This is a genomic window from Mixta sp. Marseille-Q2659, assembly GCF_940807255.1.
Classification (GTDB): Bacteria; Pseudomonadota; Gammaproteobacteria; order Enterobacterales; family Enterobacteriaceae; genus Mixta.
Window position 1 is genome coordinate 25,601 of the sequence record NZ_CALNWY010000011.1, and the last position, 17,063, is coordinate 42,663.

Here is a 17,063-nt window from a genome sequence, read left to right on the forward strand (position 1 = left end):
CCGCAGCGATCAGGGCTGCGGCATTTTTCCGGGAAACTGCCGGTTTCACAGCGCATTTACCAACAAACGGTTCAGCTCCTGAAAAATAATGCTGATGCCATGGGATTCAGCCTGCTGCGTTGAATTAAACGTAACAGGTTTACCATTAAGTAATATTTGACCGGAAGAGGGTGCTTCTACGCCAGCCAACATTTTCGTCATGGTGGATTTTCCCGCGCCATTTTCACCAATCAGAACCACGATTTTGTTACTTCCTGAAGATTGACCGCTATACAGATGCGCAATTACCCATCCTTTTGCTTTATCTGGCATTCCATTAGTCCAGCGAGAGGGCATTCATCCTGTTCAGGTTGCTGAACGCCTGCCTGAGTAGGGTGAACGATTAAAACAGCAAAATGAGTGCTGGCTGGTACAAAGATTTCTTAATGACAGGTGCTGTGATAGTGAAACTGAGCCGTTAGTCATGCAGGAAGGTTGTCACTTCTATAACAATCGTGAAATCACAAGAGCAAGCAGAGGCAAAAGAAGGATTACACTGGCGGGTGCCTGGAAAATGTGACGGTTTGGATTGGGTATAGATTTTGTTTATCCAAAGCAGAACTTTTCCAGAAATAAATTGTTCGTCTGCCTGATGGCTTAGATGAACGATTAGTGAACAAAGACCTATGGAAAATAAAGGATTGCTATGACTTTGCATGGACGGTTGATTTTAAACGGTGCGGATTACTCCCCTTAGTCTTTGACGGTATCGGCGTATTTATGGCTTTTCTGGCAATGGTGCTTACGGGAACAAAGGCGCTTGCGGGATCATCACTGATAATCGGGCTTTGCCACCTGGGAAATATTATATTGTTGACAGGCCAGCCGGCAGTAAAGCTAACCAGATCAGGGCATGGGGAATCGATAAGTATAAAAGCACATTTTACTATCACGTTGATCACTCTGCATGGTTCGCTCTATTTCGCGCAGATGGAAAGGTAGATGATCAAACGTTTTACAGGGGCGTTTCCAGAGGTGGTTTCAGGCTTCATCCGGGGCGAGTTTCTGATGGATGTATAACTCTGACCAATCAATCAGGTTATGCAAGACGGAGAGATGCTTTGTTAAGAACGAAAAAGGATAAGGTACCGGGAACGGCATTAGAGCCATATGGCACAATTGAGGTGATCGATAGTGGTTATCCAAAAACTTGCCCGTAGTATGTTAAAGCTGATTTGGTTTATTGTCCTGTTTTGTACTTTGTCATGGACAGATGTCCGCTATTTATCTGAACATCCAATAATTAGAAATAATACAGCAATAAGAATCGCGTATTGGTTTAGTTCGGAACCTTCCCCCGAAGATATTTATTTTAGTTATGACTATGTTTTAATTACCTTCAATTTCATAATTTCATTTGGCCTTTATTTCATAACAGTAAAGTTAATCAGAAAATAAAATGCCAATTTCCCCGTACCTATGGATTAAAGATGATGGTGGTGCAGATATTAAAGGGTCTGTAGATGTTCAGGATCGTGAAGGGGCAATTGAAGTTTTAGGAATGAGCCATGGGATAAATATTCTGGTAGATAGCAGTAACGGAAAAATCACAGGAACCCGCCAACATGCTCCTTTTAACTTTGAAAAAGAAGTTGATAGTTCAAGTCCATATCTATACAAAGCAGCTGCTACAGGACAGGCGCTGAAAAGCGCAGAGGTTCGTTTCTATCATATCAACGATGCAGGGCAAGAGGTCGCTTATTACTCTGTTTTGATGGAGAACGTGAAGATCACTGGTGTAAATTGTGGTGTTCCTAACTGTAAAATTGCAGCCAATGACAAAATGAATCATATGGAATCTGTTTCTATGCAGTACGAAAAAATCACATGGAAAATATTGGATGGGAACATCCAATATATGGACGCATGGAACGAAAGACCTTCAGCATAATGAATAAGAAAGGGCTGCTATGGCCCTCTTACTTTCCGTTGCCGTCAGTGCCGAAAATGTACGCTCCTGTGATGCGCAATCAGTGTCACCTGCTATACAGATGGTTTTTACTGCCTGTAATCCACGTGCCTTTAACAAACTTTTGGGTCGCAATCTGGAACGCTGGCACTATTTAGGACTTGTTTGATAGATATCCTGCTGGCATTATCCTGTTCAGGGATTAATGAAGAGTATTAATCCCAACCTATCGATTTGAATGAAATGACTCGGGGTGCCCTTCTTTGTGAAGGCTGAGAAATACCCGTATTACCTGATCTGGATAATGCCAGCGTAGGGAAGTCAGATGCCTGACCGGCATTGCCTTCTTGAGCGCCGGCCAGGAGCATTATGAAACAGCCTGTCCTGCCTGACACCGCGCATATCGCGCACTCACTTTCTCTGTTCCGCCAGCGTGCGCCGCTGGTTCACTGTATGACTAACGATGTGGTGCAATCTTTTACCGCTAACGTGCTGCTGGCGCTTCAGGCCTCGCCAGCGATGGTTATTGACGCTGAAGAAGCGGCACAGTTTAGCGCCATTGCCGATGCACTGTTAATCAACGTCGGTACGCTAACCCGTGCGCGCTCAGAGGCGATGCTGGCGGCGGTCAACGCGGCAAATACGGCGGGTACACCCTGGACGCTCGATCCGGTGGCCGTCGGCGCGCTGCATTTTCGCAGCGCGTTCTGCCAGCAACTGCTGGCGCTTAAACCGGCCGCCGTGCGCGGTAACGCCTCTGAAATCCTGGCGCTGGCTCAGCAGCAGGGCGGCGGACGCGGCGTCGATACGCAGCATCCGGCGGAAGCGGCGCTTTCCGCCGCGCAGCAGCTGGCCCAGCGCTGTGCAACTATCGTGGTCATTACCGGCGAGGTTGATTACGTCACCGATGGCGATCGCACGCTGTGCGTACCGGGCGGCTCGCCGCTGATGACGCGCGTGGTCGGCACCGGTTGTGCGCTTTCTGCCGTCGTTGCGGGCTTTGCATCGCTGCCGGGCGACCGCCTGCTGCATGTTGCCAGCGCCTGTCGCATTCTTTCCTGCGCTGGCGCCCAGGCAGCAGCTACAGCGGCAGGGCCGGGCAGTTTTATTCCCGCCTTTCTCGATGCGCTGTGGCAACTAAACGCGGAGGCGCTGGCATGATGCGAATTAACGCTTTAACCATTGCCGGCACCGATCCCAGCGGCGGCGCAGGTATTCAGGCCGATCTGAAAACCTTTTCCGCACTGGGCGCTTATGGCACCAGCGTTATTACTGCGCTGGTGGCGCAAAATACCTGTGGCGTGCAGTCGGTGTATCGTATCGAGCCCGATTTTGTCGCGGCCCAGCTCGATTCGGTATTGAGCGATGTACGTATCGACAGCGCCAAGATTGGCATGCTGGCGGAAAGCGATATTGTGGAGGCCGTTGCGGAAAGGCTACGCCGCGCCGATATTCCCTGGCTGGTGCTGGACACGGTGATGCTGGCGAAAAGCGGCGATGCGCTGCTGTCGCCGCAGGCGATAGAGACGCTGCGTCAGCGTTTGCTGCCGCAAGCCTCTTTAATTACGCCGAACCTGCCGGAGGCAGCGGCTTTACTGGAGACCCGCCACGCCACTGACGAGGCGGAAATGAAACAGCAGGGCAGAGCGCTGCTGGCGTTGGGCTGCGAAGCAGTGCTGATGAAGGGCGGACACCTTAGCGATGCCGAAAGCCCGGACTGGCTGTTTACGCGTGAAGGAGAGCAACGCTTTAGCGCGCCGCGCATCGCCACGCGCAATACGCACGGCACCGGCTGTACGCTCTCGTCCGCCCTGGCCGCGTTACGTCCGCGTTATCCTGACTGGAGCAGCACGATCGCTGCGGCCAAAAGCTGGCTACAGGAGGCGCTTGCGCAGGCTGATACGCTGCAGGTGGGGAAAGGCATTGGGCCGGTACATCACTTCCACCAATGGTGGTAGAGCTTAAGGCAGGAGGCGCATAACCTCTTTGGTCAGCGGAGACCGTAACGCTGTCGGAAAAATAGCGTTATCCGCTTTATTCCGACAGGTGTAAACATGTTGGGCTGCCAGGGCGTAAAAACGCCCGCTGTGGCAGTTCAGCTAACCATCAAACCTGCTCAAACCACTCGCTGTTCTGCTCGGCAATCGGCGTAATGGAAAAGATCATCTCCTGCAGGTGGCGACGCATCGCCTTTTCGGCGCCGTCGGCATCTTTGTTACGCAGCATGCTGAGGATCTCTTCATGCTGCTCAATCAGGCTCTCCGGCGGCGAGACTTTGCTGAGCGTTAAAAAGCGTACGCGATCCATGGTGGCCTTGATATTTTCTACCGTTTCCCATGCCAGCTCGCAGTTAATACTCTGCGCAATCAGCAGATGAAACTCATCGTCCAGCAATAAAAAGGCCTGAACGTCATGGCGCTGTGCCGCCATTTTTTGCAGCTGAAGGTTATGCTCCAGCTCCATCACCGCGGCGGGCGCCGCTTCCAGCGCTGCCCGACGCACTACGGCAATCTCTACCGCTTCGCGAATAAAGCGGCCATCCGCTACGCGCGCGGAGATCTTTCGGACAAAGGTGCCGCGCTGCGGCAAAATCTGCACCAGTCCCGCTTCGGCCAGTTTGATAAAGGCTTCGCGCACCGGCTGGCGTGAAACATTAAAGCGTGAGGAAACCTCTTTTTCGGACAGCAGCGAGCCGGGGTGAATAACGCAGGTGACAATATCCTGACGCAAAAAACGATAAATCTGCTGGTTAACCGGTTCGCTGGCGGTAATGGTGTAGGGTATTGACATACGGCAACTTTCCTGGACTGGCTGGACGCGAAAGCCTTCAGTCTAAACAGGCCGTTAGTTCCGCGCCAGCGCTTTTGTCAAAGGAATAATCAGTAGCGGCTAATCAGCTGTTTAACGGTTTCTTTTGCGCCAAATTGCTGTAGTTGCTGATAAAAATGCAGAACCTGCGCGGTAAATTGTGGGTTAGCAGGCAGATCGTCGCCGAAAACCTTCTGCAGCGAGAGCAGGGCGTTGATACGCGCTTCGCCTTCTGCGCTTTCACTGACGCGCTGCGCCAGCGTCTCTTTCAGCGGATCGTTGATTTCAATGGGATTACCCTGCTCATCAACGCCGCCGACGTAACGGATCCAGCCCGCCACGCCCAGCGCCAGCAGATCGAAACGGCTGTTGTGCGCCAGATGCCAGCGAATACTGTCGAGCCAGCGCTGCGGCAGCTTCTGCGTGCCGTCCGAGGCGATCTGCCAGGTGCGGTGCTTGATGGCGCGGTTCTGATAGCGCGCTATCAGCGAATCCGCATAGGCGACCAGATCGACATCTTCAGTACGCAGCGTCGGCGCCTGTTCTTCCAGCATCAGCGTACGCGCGGCGCGCAGGAAATGGGGGTCTTCCATACAGTCGCTGATATGCTGATAACCCGCCAGATAACCAAGGTAGGCGAGGAAAGAGTGGCTGCCGTTAAGCATGCGCAGCTTCATCTCTTCAAATGGCAGCACATCGGCTACCAGCTCCGCGCCAGCTTTTTCCCATACCGGACGACCATTAACAAAATTATCCTCAATGACCCACTGGAAAAAGGGTTCGCACTGCACGGCTACCGGATCGTAGCAGCCCAGTTTATCGCCCAGCGCATCCAGCGCTTCCTGCGTCATTGCCGGTACGATGCGATCGACCATGGTGGAAGGGAAGGTCAGGTGCTGACGAATGTAGTTTGCCAGTTCCGCATCCTGCTGCTCCGCCAGCTGCAAGATTACATTGCGCGTGACGTGACCGTTTTCCGGCATATTGTCGCAGGACATCACGCTGAAAGGCGCCAGCCCGCGATCGCGGCGGCGTTTAACCGCGGCCAGAATAACGCCCGGCAGCGAATGCGGTGCGTCAGGATGCGCCAGGTCATGCTGGATCGCTGGATGTTCCAGGTTAAGCTGGCCAGTTGCCGGATGATGGCAATAGCCCTTCTCCGTCACGGTCATTGAGACGATAGCGATATCCGGCTGGCACATGGCGTCAATCACCGCTTCGATACCGTCGGTACACGCATTTACGGCGGCGGTAATCACACCGACGACGCGGGACGTTTTACCGCTATCCGCCATTTCCGTCACGCTATACAGATGGTCCTGCTGGCGCAGCGCGCTAACCAGGTCGCTGGTGCTTTGCAGGTTGATTTCGCACTCGATATATCCCCAGTCGCTCTGCTGCTCGTGCGCCAGCCTGTCAGCACACATTGCCTGATGAGCGCGATGAAACGCACCGAATCCGATATGCAGAATGCGGGCGCGCAGTCGGGCGCGATCGTAATTGGGGACAACAACATCTTTTGCCAGTGTCTCAACGGATAACATGAGAAATTCCTTCTTACTTAACGTAAAAGGCGCGCCGGGCGCGCCAGAAATGTTTATACAGATATGGGCTTGCTGGCCGCTTTAGGACTTTTAATCACGAAAAGCACCAGGATTGCACCAAGCGCGGCGATAACGCCCGCCAGCACAAAGGCGCTGTCGAATTTGCCGGTGTGCTGCACGATAAAGCCGGTAACGATCGGGCCGATAATGCCGGACAGGCTGCCAATCAGATGAATAAAGCCGCTGATCCCGCCGACGCGGCTTTTATGCACCACGTCCTGAATAATCGCCCAGTAAATGGCGCCGGTGATATACAGGAAGAAGATGGAGACTGACATCAGCAGTACCGCGGAAGTTACTCCTTCTACCGTACCGGCCAGTGCGACACAAAGGGCGGCGGCCAGTAACGCGACCACCAGCACAATTTTTCGTGACAGCAGCAGGCGGCCGGTGATGTTGAATATTTTGTCGGAGATCCAACCGCCCAGCGCCAGGCCGACAAAGCCGACAATCCACGGGATCACGGTGGTCATGCTCATCGATTTGATGTCGAGGTTATGCGCCTGCACCAGATAAGCCGGGAACCAGCTGAGGAAGAAAAACAGAATATAGTTGTAACAGAAGAAGGCGAAGGCGGTGACCAGGATGATCGGCTGACGCAGATAGTGGCCCAGCCCGTGCGCCGCCTGGGTCAGATCGGCTTCTTCGCCCGGCTGCTGCTCTTTCAGTTTTTCAATCAGCGCGCGCTCTTCAGCGGACACGCGCTTGCTGCGCGCCGGATTATCGGCGGCGACGAAGAACCAGATTACCATCCAGACGATACCGATGGAGCAGATGATAACGAATGCGGGCCGCCAGCCGAACGCCAGCGCCAGATAACCGATAATTGGCCCGGCTACCGCGCCGCCCAGCGGCGAGCCGGCGCTGAGGAAGCCCATGGCGGTCGCTGCCTGTTTTTTCGGGAACCAGCCGTTAATCGCCTTATTCGCGGAGGCGCAGATCGGGCCTTCCGCCATGCCGAACAGCACGCGCAGGATCAGCATTGACCAGAAGCCGGTCGCCACGGCGGTCAGGCCGCAAAACAGCGACCACATACCGACCGCCAGGCCCATGACCAGCGTCGGGCCATATTTATCGGTCGCAAGTCCGCCAATAAAGTTAAACAGCGCATAACCGAAAAAGAAGCTGCCAAAAATCAGGCCGAACTGCTCGGCGTTCAGCATCAAGTCTTTTTCAATCATCGGGACAGTGAGGGAAAGGGCTACGCGATCGAGGTAATTGATCATGTAGACCAGAAACAGCAGAAGTACGATGGTCCAACGTAAATTCTTGAACATGGTAACTCCGTAATATTTTGATAATTATAATAATTACTAGAAGGACGGCCTGGCCGTCCAACCCCTGGCTTACTCAACGGATAAAATAACTTTGCAACAGGTACGCGGATCTTTTTCAAACAGTGTCATGGCCTGTTCAACCTCGGCCAGTGGGAAATAGTGCGTGACCAGCTTCTCCGGCTGAACGGCGCCGCGCTCGAACCATTCAATCACCTGCGGGAAACGATGACTGTTCAGTCGCGAGGTAAACAGCGACAGCTCTTTGCTGGTCAGGCTTTGCTGCGTCAGCGTGCAGGGTTCGGCAGAGAAGCCGAGCAGCCCGATGCGCGCCGCCGGCGAAGCCAGCGCGGCCGCTTCCGCCAGAATCGATGGATGACAGGCGGCATCAATAATCAGCGTCGGCTGTACGCCTTCCAGCTGTGCTGCCAGCGGCACCTCGCTGTTGTTAAAGACCGCGTCCGCACCGCTTTGTTGCGCCATTGCCAGCCGCTCCGGCAGCCGATCGGCCACCAGCACCTGACGCACGCCATACACGCCTTTTAAAACCTGGATCGCCGTCAGGCCCATCGGTCCGGCGCCGTAAATCAGCGCTACGTCCTGCGCAGTGGGCTTCAGAAAAGCGGTAATGTTCGCCGCAATCGTAAACGGTTCGATCAGGCTGGCGAGCTTGTCGGGAATGCTGTCCGGCAGGCGGTAAGCGTTGCTGGCGGGCGCCACGGCATATTCGCTAAAGCCGCCGTCGCGATGCACGCCAGTTACCTGAAGTTCGCGACAGACGTTAGGGCGTCCGACCGAGCAGGGATAGCAGTGGCCACAGCTCACCACCGGATCGACCGCCACGCGTTCACCAAGACGTCCGGCATCCACGCCTTCGCCAACGGCGTCGATCACGCCGAAAAATTCATGGCCGATAACGCGCGGATAGCGGGCGAAAGGGTTATGGCCATGCCAGATATGGACGTCTGAGCCACAAATGCTGGCGTAGCGCACTTTTACCCGTACTTCGCCTGCCGCCGGTTCGGGCAGCGGACGCTGCTGTAATTGCAGTTCGCCGGGCCGTTCAATAACCACACTTTTCATCAGGTTCTCCTTACCAGTTCCATAAGGTGCCGTCTTCAAGACGCGCTACCGGCAGATAGGCCGGCTCATAGGGATATTTCGCCGCCAGCTTTTCGTCGAATTCGATGCCGAGGCCCGGCTTGTCGCCAGGGTGCATATAGCCGTTATCGAAGGTCCAGCTGTGCGGGAAGACTTCCAGCATCTGCTCGGAATAGCCCATATATTCCTGTACGCCGAAATTCGGTACCCAGAGATCGAAATGCAGCGCCGCCGCCATGCAGATCGGCGACAGATCGGACGGACCGTGCGAGCCGGTGCGTACCTGATAGAGCGAGGCGAAATCGGCAATGCGGCGCATACCGGTAATGCCGCCGGCGTGGGTAATGGTGGTGCGGATATAGTCGATCAGCTGCTCTTCAATCAGCTGCTTGCAGTCCCAGATGCTGTTAAAGACTTCGCCCACGGCAATCGGCGTAACGGTATGCTGGCGGATCAGGCGGAAGCACTCCTGATTTTCCGCCGGGGTCGGATCTTCCATCCAGAACAGGCGGTAATCCTCAATGCGTTTGCCGAAGCGGGCGGCTTCGATTGGCGTCAGGCGATGATGCATGTCGTGCAGCAGATGCTCATCGAAGCCAAAGCGATCGCGTACCGCTTCAAACAGCTTCGGCGTAAAGTCGAGATATTTTTCCGTTGACCAGAACTGCTCTTCCGGCCAGTTGCCTTTGGTTGCCGGTTCATACGCCAGGCCTTTGCCCTTCGCCATGCCGTAGGTGGTTTTCATGCCCGGCACGCCGCACTGAACGCGAATCGCCTTAAAGCCCATCTCTTGGTGGCGCGCATAATCTTCCAGCACTTCATCAATGCTGTGGCCGGTGGTGTGGCAATAAACCATCACGCCGGTACGCGATGCGCCGCCCAGCAGCTGATAAAGCGGCATATTAGCCGCTTTGGCCTTAATGTCCCACAGCGCCATATCCACGGCGGAAATGGCGGACATGGTTACCGGGCCGCGTCGCCAGTAGGCGCCTTTATAGAAAAACTGCCAGATGTCTTCAATCTGATGCGCATCGCGGCCAATCAGCTGCGGACAAATATGATCTTTCAGATAAGACGCGACCGGCAGTTCGCGTCCGTTGAGCGTGGCGTCGCCGATGCCGGTGATCCCTTCATCGGTGGTGATTTTCAGCGTGACAAAGTTCCTGCCGGGGCAGGTCACAAATACTTCAGCGTTAACAATTTTCATTTTCTTGGCCTTTATAGCGACTTCGGATGACTGAAATTTATGCTCTGTCGTACTACCATACAAGAAGGCAAAGCCCAATGGTCGATCACGATCACATTGTTTCGACGCTGAATTAATGTTGATGCCAGTCGTGTTCTTCTTCACCACGTACGCCCGTCGCGGTTTCCGGCAGGCAGGCGATACCAATCAGTAAGAGCAGGCCAGCTACAAACATATATATCGCCAGGTCGCCATAATGTCTGCCGCTCATTTGCAGGATCTTAATAGCGGTTAACCCCAGAATGCCGCCCAATCTGCCAGATAAGGGCGATGCCGCTGCAGTGAATAGGGGAAGGGAACAGTTCCGGTAATCAGGAGGACTGCGGTGCGTAACACATGCTGTTACCAGGAGTCAGCACCACAATCATTGCCAGCCGCGTTAACCAGCCATTGTTAACTTTCAGCACCCTAAACCATGGCAAAATCGCCAGCGTGAGCGGCAGCATGCCGGGTAAACAGACGCGGAGGCGGGCCAATACGATCGGAAAGATGTCCCATCAGCGGAATGGCGACAATTTCCAGCAGCACCGCAACAATCATGGTCTGCATTAAGACATTGGCATCCAGCTGAGGCCCCCCACGCCAGTACGATCACGGTAAAGATCCCGAACGTGCCTGCTTCCATGAGTTTAGCCAGCACGCCAAAGCCCTGAATAATACGCATCAGTACCAGCAGGATCGGCGTCCAAATGCCAATTTTGTCGTAGGCAGGCAGCAGGCCGATACAGAACTTGCCTGTGCCAACCCTTTTTGCTGGCTACCATACCAGGGCGAATGTAAAATGCCGCGAGGAGGATCGCGTTGTTGAATAAACAGGCGGCTAAAGGTAAGCGCCTGTCTGAAAAGAAGTAATTTCTAAAATGACAGGCGCGAAGAAGGAGATCAGGCCAGCAGCTGACATTGCGGCGGCAGTCGGCAGGCCAGCGCGCCCGGCATGACTTCAATGTGGAATTCCGTACCGCTTAACGGTTCGCCATCGAGGTTGAAGGTCATCTCGCTGGGCGAGGTAATGGTCAGCCACGGCAGCGTGGCGGCAATAATATTTGGATTCTGCTTATCGCTGGTTAGCGAGTGTAACAGTGTCGAGAGCAGTTCCTGCGAGTTCACAATGCTGAGATCGAGCAGGCCGTCATTAATTAATGCGCGTGGGCAAAGGCGCTGTCCGCCGCCCGCCTGACGTCCGTTGCCGATACCGATCGCCAGCGCATCGCCGCGCCAGCTAAAATCGGGGCCGCTGATGGCGCAGCTGTCCGCCTTCAACGTATCCATACGCATTAAACCGTGAATAAAGTAGGATACGCCGCCCAGCGCCGACTTCAGTTTTTCCGGCGTTTCGGTGGTGATGCGTGTGCCAAAGCCGCCGGTCGCCATGTTGATAAAGTAGCGATCCTGATTGACGCGCGCCAGATCGATAAGCGTCGCTTTACCCAGTATTGCCAGCCGCAACGCCGCTTCTGGATCTTCCGGGATGCCGGTGCTGGTGGCGAAATCATTAGCAGTGCCCAGCGGCAAAATGCCAAGAACCGGGCGCGAAGCGGCATCGCATTTTATCAGCGCATTCGCCAGCTCATTAATGCTGCCGTCGCCACCACCGGCGACCACGGTGGCGGCCCGCAGGCGAAGGGCTTCCTGGAGGTAACGCTCGCTGTCGCCCGACTCCCAGGTGACGCGGACTTCAATGGGATAACCTTCATCGCGCAGCGTATAAATCGCTTCGCGCAGCGCTTCGTTGCCAGCGCCTTTTCCATTCAGGATCACCAGTGTCAGAGCCTGTTTTTCCATGCTATTTCCCTTGCAGCAAATTACGCAGTGTAGAGTCAGTTTATAGCACAGAAGGGCGCAAATGCGGCGGGCGTGAGCCGCCTTTAAGAACAGCACGCAAAGAAAAACCCGCGCGGGGGAGCCGGGCGGGCGAATGAGGTGGTTCCTGGTACAGACTGCTGTTTATTTTTGCTCGTTTTAGCAAGCGCGATGTTATCTGCAAAGCGCGCCAGCTAATGTGATCGAATTCTAAAATCTGTTACAGCAGGGTATTAATTTGTTTCGGATGTGCTGGCTTCCGTATGCGGATTGCGCGTCGTGGTGCCGTTAAGATTGCGCATCAGCAGGGCAAACTGCAGATCCAGATCTTCCGGCACCGGCAGCCAGACGATATGACCATTACCGGGTGCAACCTCAACCGGCTGGCCTTTATTATTTTCCAGCGCCGTCAGCGTAAAGTGCAGATTACCGGCGGGCGTCATCAATTCCAGGCTGTCGCCGAGGGAAAATTTGTTTTTCACCTCGACCTGCGCCAGATCGCCGCGGCGTTCGCCAGTAAACTCACCGACAAACTGCTGACGATCGGAAACGGAATAGCCGTAATCATAATTCTGATAGCTGTCATGGGTATGGCGGCGCAGAAAACCTTCGGTATAGCCACGGTGTGCCAGCCCTTCCAGCGTTGCCAGCAGCGTCGGATCGAACGGCTTACCGGCGGCGGCGTCATCAATGGCGCGACGATAAACCTGCGCGGTGCGGGCGCAGTAGTAGAAGGATTTGGTGCGGCCTTCAATTTTCAGCGAATGCACGCCCATGCGCGTCAGGCGTTCCACGTGCGCCACGGCGCGCAGATCCTTCGAGTTCATAATATAGGTGCCATGCTCATCCTCGAACGCGGTCATATATTCGCCGGGGCGCATCGCTTCTTCGATCATAAAAACTTTATCGGTCGGCTGACCGGCGCCCAGCGTCGGCGTGACATCCTGTACCGGGATCGGCTCGTACTGATGCACGATGTTGCCGATCTCATCTTCTTTCCCTTCCTGCACCTTATATTCCCAGCGACAGGCGTTGGTGCAGGTTCCCTGGTTGGGATCGCGCTTATTGATATAGCCGGACAGCAGGCAGCGCCCGGAATAGGCCATGCAGAGCGCGCCGTGAACAAAAATCTCCAGCTCCATCTCCGGTACCTGCTGGCGAATCTCTTCGATCTCTTCCAGCGACAGCTCACGTGACAGAATGACGCGCGACAGGCCCATCTGCTGCCAAAATTTTACCGTGGCCCAGTTCACCGCGTTGGCCTGTACTGACAGGTGAATCGGCATTGCCGGAAAAGCTTCGCGCACCATCATGATCAGGCCGGGATCGGACATGATCAATGCATCCGGCTGCATATCGATTACCGGCTGCAAATCGCGGATAAAAGTTTTCAGCTTGGCGTTATGCGGCGCGATATTCACCACCACATAAAACTTTTTGCCCAGCGCGTGTGCTTCCTGAATGCCGAGCGCCAGATTCTGGTGATTAAATTCGTTATTGCGCACGCGCAGGCTGTAGCGCGGCTGGCCGGCGTATACCGCATCTGCGCCATAGGCGAAGGCGTAACGCATATTTTTCAGCGTACCGGCCGGGGAGAGGAGTTCCGGTTTAAACATAATGATCTCAGTCTGATGTCAGGTCAGATATTGCGGACGGGCACGTCAGAATTGACGGCCCGTTAAAAGGTGAGAAATTCTAAGCGTCTGAGCAGATGATGTAAATTGCGCTAGATCAAGCGACACACATCCGCTTCCCAGCGGTAGCCCATACCGTACACCGCGCGAATAAAGGGCTGATCGGCATCCAGTGCCTCCAGCTTGCGCCGCAGATTTTTGATATGGCTGTCGATGGTCCGATCGGTCACCACGCGATAATCGTCATACAGATGATTCAGCAGCTGCTCGCGCGAAAAGACTTTGCCCGGCTCCTGGGCCAGGGTTTTCAGCAGGCGGAACTCGGCGGGCGTCAGATCGAGCGCTTTGCCATCCCAGCTCGCCTGAAAACGCGCTTCATCCACCACCAGCGGCGAGGGTGGGGCGGTTTCTTCCTGCGTACGCTGGCAGCGACGCAGAATGGTTTTCACGCGGGCGACCACCTCACGCGGGCTGAAAGGCTTGCAGATATAGTCATCCGCGCCAATCTCCAGACCCAGCAGGCGATCGATCTCCTCGATTTTCGCGGTCACCATAATAATCGGCAGCTCGGAAAAACGGCGCAGTTCGCGACAGACGGAAAGGCCATCCAGGCCGGGCAGCATCAAATCCAACAGCATTAAATCCGGCGGCGTCTGCTTCACAAAGGCAATCACTTCATCGCCGCGCGCCAGATGATGGGTGTGATAATTGGCCGCCTGCAGGTAGTCAATCATCAACTGGGCGATCTTTGGCTCATCCTCGACGACCAGGATCAGAGGCGGTTTAAATTCAGTCATAGCCAGCTATTCAAAGTTTAACGTGCGGCAATTCTACCCTGATTTGCAGTCCACCTAAATCAGAGTGATCTGCAGACATCACGCCGCCATGCGCTTCGACAATATTTCGACAGATCGCCAGGCCCAAACCTGAGCCGCCGCTGGCGCGATTGCGCGAGCCTTCCGTGCGGTAAAAGCGTTCGAAAATCTGCTCCCGCTGCGCGTCGGCGACGCCCGGCGCGGAATCATCCACCAGCAAACGCCAGCGATCCGCCGCGCTGTGCAGCGTCATTTTCACCGTGCCGCCCCGATCGGTATAGCGCAGGCTGTTTTCCAGCAGATTGGTGAACAGCTGAACCAGCCGGTCAGGATCGCCGAAAAAAGGCGCCTGTTCCGGTAGCGACAGCTGCAGCGTCAGGCCGTGACTGGCGTAACGGGCATGAAAGTTACCGGCTACCAGCTCCAGCAGCGCCGCCAGATCGGTCTGGCTTTTGCGATAGGCGAGCGCGCCCTCATCCGACAGCGACAGCTGATGCAGATCGTCCACCAGCTTGGTCAGCGTTGCCACCTCGGTAAGCAACGAGCTGACCGCTTCCGGCGTCAGCTTGCGCACGCCGTCCTGCATCGCTTCCAGCTCGCCGCGCAAAATCGCCAGCGGCGTGCGCAACTCGTGGGAAATATCGGCCATAAAGGCGCGGCGCATGCTTTCATTCTTTTCCAGCGAGCTGGCCAGCCGGTTAAAGTCCTGCGCCAGCCGCCCCAGCTCATCGTTACTGCTGACCGCGACCCGGCTGGTAAAATGGCCCGCCGCCAGTTGATGAGTCCCTGCGACCAGCCGCTTTACCGGCGCCAGTAGCCCACGCGACATCAGCCAGGTGACCGCCGCCGCCAGCAAGGTTGAAAGCCCGACAATCAGCCAGCTGGTGCGGCGCTGCTGCTGGTCGAAATTAATATCGGCGCTGCGCGTCAGGCGCTCCGGCGGCGAGCCGATGACCCAGCCGACAATATGGCCGCTGTCGGTTTTAATCGTATTGCGGATCCCTTCCTGCGGCACCGGCGAGTGCGGGCCGATAAGGACGTGATAGTGCTGATCGATAATCCAGAACTGCGTGCGCCAGCCGTGCGGCGGCAGATGGTTATTGCCGTCGGGATTCTGCTCCAGCGAGCGCAGGATAGACCAGACCAGACGGTTATTATTGCGCAGAAACTCCCAGTTGCCGTGCTGCTCGTACTGGTCCGCCAGCGCCTCGCTCAGCAGCGCCAGCCGCTGCTCGTTGCCGCGTTTAATGTAATCGATAAAGCCATGTTCAAAGCTGAGGCGCACGCCCCAGTGCATGGTGATTAATACCAGCATACAGGTGGCAAAAATGCCGCAAAACAGCTTGGCGCTGATGCCAAAACGCAATTTACCCATTAGCGCGATTTTCCCCCGCGGCTCAGCGCCGCATTTTTGCTTGATTCTTTCGGCACGCGCCAGAAAACCAGCGCGGGCAGCGCGATCACCAGCGCCACGCAAAGCCAGGTGTAGATGAAGGTTTCATGCGCCATTTCGCTGTCGATCGCCGCATGGTGACCAAAGGCGCCCAGCAGCAGGCCGGCGATGGTGACGCCGATACTCATCGACAGCTGCATAATCATCGACAGCAGGCTGTTGCCGCTGGAGGCGAGATTGTCCGGCAGCTCTTTCAGCGTCAGGGTATTCATTGAGGAGAAGCGAATGGCGTTCACCATGCCCTGGAAAAACAGCACCACCGGCAGCGCCCAGACCCAGCCCACTAACGCCACCAGCGGGAACAGCAACACCACCAGCGCCAGCGCCAGCGTAGAACCCACCAGCACGTTGCGATAGCCGAAGCGATTCACGATTTGCACCACGATGCGCTTCATGCCCATATTACCCAGCACCATCGGGATCATCATCAGACCGGCATGAAACGGGCTGTAGCCGAGGCCCAGCTGCAAAAACAGCGGCGTCATAAACGGCAACATGCCGCTGCCGATGCGTCCGGTCAGGCTGCCCAGCAGGCCGATGGAATAGGTGCGGTTCTCAAACAGCTTCAGGCTGAACAGCGCGTTTTCATTGCCGCGCGCATGCATCAGATAGAACAGCAGCGAGAAGATGCCGATCAGAATCAGCAGCCCCAGCGCCAGCGGCGAGATGCCGGAGCCGTGCTGCCCGTCCAGCGCCAGCGTCAGCGTCGCCATACCTGCCGCCAGCAGCAGAAAACCGGAAAAATCGAAGCGGCGCGTCTGCATGGAATAGTTGGGCATCAGCATCATTGTCGCCAGCGCACCCAGGATCCCCACCGGCAGGTTAATCAGGAAGATCCAGTGCCAGCTGGCGTACTCCACCAGCACGCCGCCCAGCGCCGGGCCGACCAGCGGGCCGATTTGTCCCGGCAACGTCACAAAGGTCATTGCCGCCATATATTGTTCGCGCGGCACGATTTTCATCACCGTCAGGCGACCGACCGGCACCAGCATTGCGCCGCCAAAGCCCTGCAGCACGCGCGCCAGCACCAGCTGATTAAGCGTCCCGGCCAGTGCGCAAAACAGCGATCCGAGGCTGAACAGCACGATGGCGGCGAAAAAGATATTGCGTACGCCGAAGCGGTCGGCCAGCCAGCCGCTGAGCGGCAGCGTGACCGCCACGGTCAGCACGTAAGAAACCACCACCGAGTGCATCTGCAGCGGATCGACGCCGAGGTCGCGCGCCATTGAGGGCAGGGCGGTATTGACGATGGTGGTATCCAGCGTCTGCATAAAAAAGCCGATCGCCACAATCCATAATTGCCAGCGTACCGATGCGGATTGCGCATTCTTCATCATTCGCCTCCGTTTTGCGTCAACAGGTCGGCCTTCAGCAGGCCGA

The 17,063-nt window shown here is 55.7% G+C and carries 16 protein-coding genes, 1 pseudogene and 1 riboswitch; of the genes and pseudogenes, 4 read left to right on the forward strand and 13 right to left on the reverse strand.

What is annotated here, in order from left to right:
• Positions 1-69 precede the first annotated feature (69 nt).
• Positions 70-285 (reverse strand): annotated as a pseudogene (locus tag P3C52_RS10025) (ATP-binding cassette domain-containing protein); the annotation flags it as partial.
• Positions 286-809: 524 nt separating this feature from the next.
• Between P3C52_RS10025 and P3C52_RS10030 the strand changes: the two are divergent.
• The 4 genes from P3C52_RS10030 to thiD all read left to right on the forward strand — a co-directional run bounded on the left by P3C52_RS10030 (position 810) and on the right by thiD (position 3,906).
• Positions 810-1,199 carry a DUF2778 domain-containing protein gene (locus P3C52_RS10030; RefSeq protein ID WP_275554936.1) on the forward strand — a complete coding sequence of 130 codons (390 nt, stop codon included), beginning with the start codon at positions 810-812 and terminating at the stop codon, positions 1,197-1,199.
• Between the two features lie 239 nt (positions 1,200-1,438).
• Positions 1,439-1,930, forward strand: a complete 492-nt coding sequence (gene tssD, locus P3C52_RS10035) for a type VI secretion system tube protein TssD (RefSeq protein ID WP_275554867.1) — start codon at positions 1,439-1,441, stop codon at positions 1,928-1,930.
• Positions 1,931-2,187: 257 nt separating this feature from the next.
• Positions 2,188-2,284, forward strand: a riboswitch (TPP riboswitch).
• 33 nt (positions 2,285-2,317) lie between these two features.
• Complete coding sequence (gene thiM / locus P3C52_RS10040) at positions 2,318-3,109, forward strand: hydroxyethylthiazole kinase (RefSeq protein ID WP_275554868.1); 792 nt, start codon at positions 2,318-2,320, stop codon at positions 3,107-3,109.
• Positions 3,106-3,906, forward strand: coding sequence for a bifunctional hydroxymethylpyrimidine kinase/phosphomethylpyrimidine kinase (gene thiD / locus P3C52_RS10045; protein ID WP_275554869.1), 801 nt, complete (start codon positions 3,106-3,108; stop codon positions 3,904-3,906). Before thiM ends, thiD begins: the two co-directional genes overlap by 4 nt.
• 148 nt (positions 3,907-4,054) lie before the next feature.
• Here thiD and P3C52_RS10050 read toward each other — a convergent pair whose 3' ends face one another.
• The 12 genes from P3C52_RS10050 to mdtD all read right to left on the reverse strand — a co-directional run bounded on the left by P3C52_RS10050 (position 4,055) and on the right by mdtD (position 17,020).
• Complete coding sequence (locus P3C52_RS10050) at positions 4,055-4,738, reverse strand: GntR family transcriptional regulator (RefSeq protein WP_275554870.1); 684 nt, start codon at positions 4,736-4,738, stop codon at positions 4,055-4,057.
• A gap of 89 nt (positions 4,739-4,827) precedes the next feature.
• Entirely contained in the window at positions 4,828-6,300 is a 1,473-nt protein-coding gene (locus tag P3C52_RS10055) for a mannitol dehydrogenase family protein (RefSeq protein ID WP_275554871.1), read from the reverse strand.
• Positions 6,301-6,353: 53 nt separating this feature from the next.
• Positions 6,354-7,637, reverse strand: a complete 1,284-nt coding sequence (locus P3C52_RS10060; protein ID WP_275554872.1) for an MFS transporter — start codon at positions 7,635-7,637, stop codon at positions 6,354-6,356.
• A 69-nt stretch (positions 7,638-7,706) separates the two neighbouring features.
• A complete protein-coding gene (locus P3C52_RS10065; RefSeq protein WP_275554873.1) occupies positions 7,707-8,717 on the reverse strand; it encodes a Zn-dependent oxidoreductase in 1,011 nt (336 codons plus the stop codon).
• A 10-nt stretch (positions 8,718-8,727) separates the two neighbouring features.
• A complete protein-coding gene (gene manD / locus P3C52_RS10070) occupies positions 8,728-9,942 on the reverse strand; it encodes a D-mannonate dehydratase ManD (protein ID WP_275554874.1) in 1,215 nt (404 codons plus the stop codon).
• Positions 9,943-10,054: 112 nt separating this feature from the next.
• On the reverse strand, positions 10,055-10,192 hold the full coding sequence (locus P3C52_RS20945; RefSeq protein ID WP_343252015.1) for a hypothetical protein: 138 nt from the start codon (positions 10,190-10,192) through the stop codon (positions 10,055-10,057).
• 197 nt (positions 10,193-10,389) lie between these two features.
• Positions 10,390-10,530 carry a hypothetical protein gene (locus P3C52_RS20950; protein ID WP_343252016.1) on the reverse strand — a complete coding sequence of 47 codons (141 nt, stop codon included), beginning with the start codon at positions 10,528-10,530 and terminating at the stop codon, positions 10,390-10,392.
• Positions 10,531-10,863: 333 nt separating this feature from the next.
• On the reverse strand, positions 10,864-11,763 hold the full coding sequence (gene yegS / locus P3C52_RS10080) for a lipid kinase YegS (protein ID WP_275554875.1): 900 nt from the start codon (positions 11,761-11,763) through the stop codon (positions 10,864-10,866).
• A 251-nt stretch (positions 11,764-12,014) separates the two neighbouring features.
• Positions 12,015-13,397 (reverse strand): tRNA 5-hydroxyuridine modification protein YegQ, encoded by a 1,383-nt coding sequence (gene yegQ, locus P3C52_RS10085; RefSeq protein WP_275554876.1) that lies wholly within the window; start codon positions 13,395-13,397, stop codon positions 12,015-12,017.
• A 110-nt stretch (positions 13,398-13,507) separates the two neighbouring features.
• Complete coding sequence (gene baeR / locus P3C52_RS10090; RefSeq protein ID WP_275554877.1) at positions 13,508-14,212, reverse strand: two-component system response regulator BaeR; 705 nt, start codon at positions 14,210-14,212, stop codon at positions 13,508-13,510.
• 10 nt (positions 14,213-14,222) lie between these two features.
• Positions 14,223-15,605, reverse strand: a complete 1,383-nt coding sequence (gene baeS, locus P3C52_RS10095; RefSeq protein WP_275554878.1) for a two-component system sensor histidine kinase BaeS — start codon at positions 15,603-15,605, stop codon at positions 14,223-14,225.
• On the reverse strand, positions 15,605-17,020 hold the full coding sequence (gene mdtD, locus P3C52_RS10100) for a multidrug transporter subunit MdtD (protein ID WP_275554879.1): 1,416 nt from the start codon (positions 17,018-17,020) through the stop codon (positions 15,605-15,607). The genes baeS and mdtD overlap by 1 nt, the downstream gene beginning before the upstream one ends.
• Positions 17,021-17,063 lie beyond the last annotated feature (43 nt).

Bases quoted from the DNA above. Each gene is read 5' to 3' on its own strand.
- tssD (WP_275554867.1), top strand. From the start codon at position 1,439: ATGCCAATTTCCCCGTACCTATGGATTAAAGATGATGGTGGTGCAGAT.
- thiM (WP_275554868.1), top strand. From the start codon at position 2,318: ATGAAACAGCCTGTCCTGCCTGACACCGCGCATATCGCGCACTCACTT.
- thiD (WP_275554869.1), top strand. From the start codon at position 3,106: ATGATGCGAATTAACGCTTTAACCATTGCCGGCACCGATCCCAGCGGC.
- P3C52_RS10050 (WP_275554870.1), bottom strand. From the start codon at position 4,738: ATGTCAATACCCTACACCATTACCGCCAGCGAACCGGTTAACCAGCAG.
- P3C52_RS10055 (WP_275554871.1), bottom strand. From the start codon at position 6,300: ATGTTATCCGTTGAGACACTGGCAAAAGATGTTGTTGTCCCCAATTAC.
- P3C52_RS10060 (WP_275554872.1), bottom strand. From the start codon at position 7,637: ATGTTCAAGAATTTACGTTGGACCATCGTACTTCTGCTGTTTCTGGTC.
- P3C52_RS10065 (WP_275554873.1), bottom strand. From the start codon at position 8,717: ATGAAAAGTGTGGTTATTGAACGGCCCGGCGAACTGCAATTACAGCAG.
- manD (WP_275554874.1), bottom strand. From the start codon at position 9,942: ATGAAAATTGTTAACGCTGAAGTATTTGTGACCTGCCCCGGCAGGAAC.
- P3C52_RS20945 (WP_343252015.1), bottom strand. From the start codon at position 10,192: ATGAGCGGCAGACATTATGGCGACCTGGCGATATATATGTTTGTAGCT.
- P3C52_RS20950 (WP_343252016.1), bottom strand. From the start codon at position 10,530: ATGCAGACCATGATTGTTGCGGTGCTGCTGGAAATTGTCGCCATTCCG.
- yegS (WP_275554875.1), bottom strand. From the start codon at position 11,763: ATGGAAAAACAGGCTCTGACACTGGTGATCCTGAATGGAAAAGGCGCT.
- yegQ (WP_275554876.1), bottom strand. From the start codon at position 13,397: ATGTTTAAACCGGAACTCCTCTCCCCGGCCGGTACGCTGAAAAATATG.
- baeR (WP_275554877.1), bottom strand. From the start codon at position 14,212: ATGACTGAATTTAAACCGCCTCTGATCCTGGTCGTCGAGGATGAGCCA.
- baeS (WP_275554878.1), bottom strand. From the start codon at position 15,605: ATGGGTAAATTGCGTTTTGGCATCAGCGCCAAGCTGTTTTGCGGCATT.
- mdtD (WP_275554879.1), bottom strand. From the start codon at position 17,020: ATGATGAAGAATGCGCAATCCGCATCGGTACGCTGGCAATTATGGATT.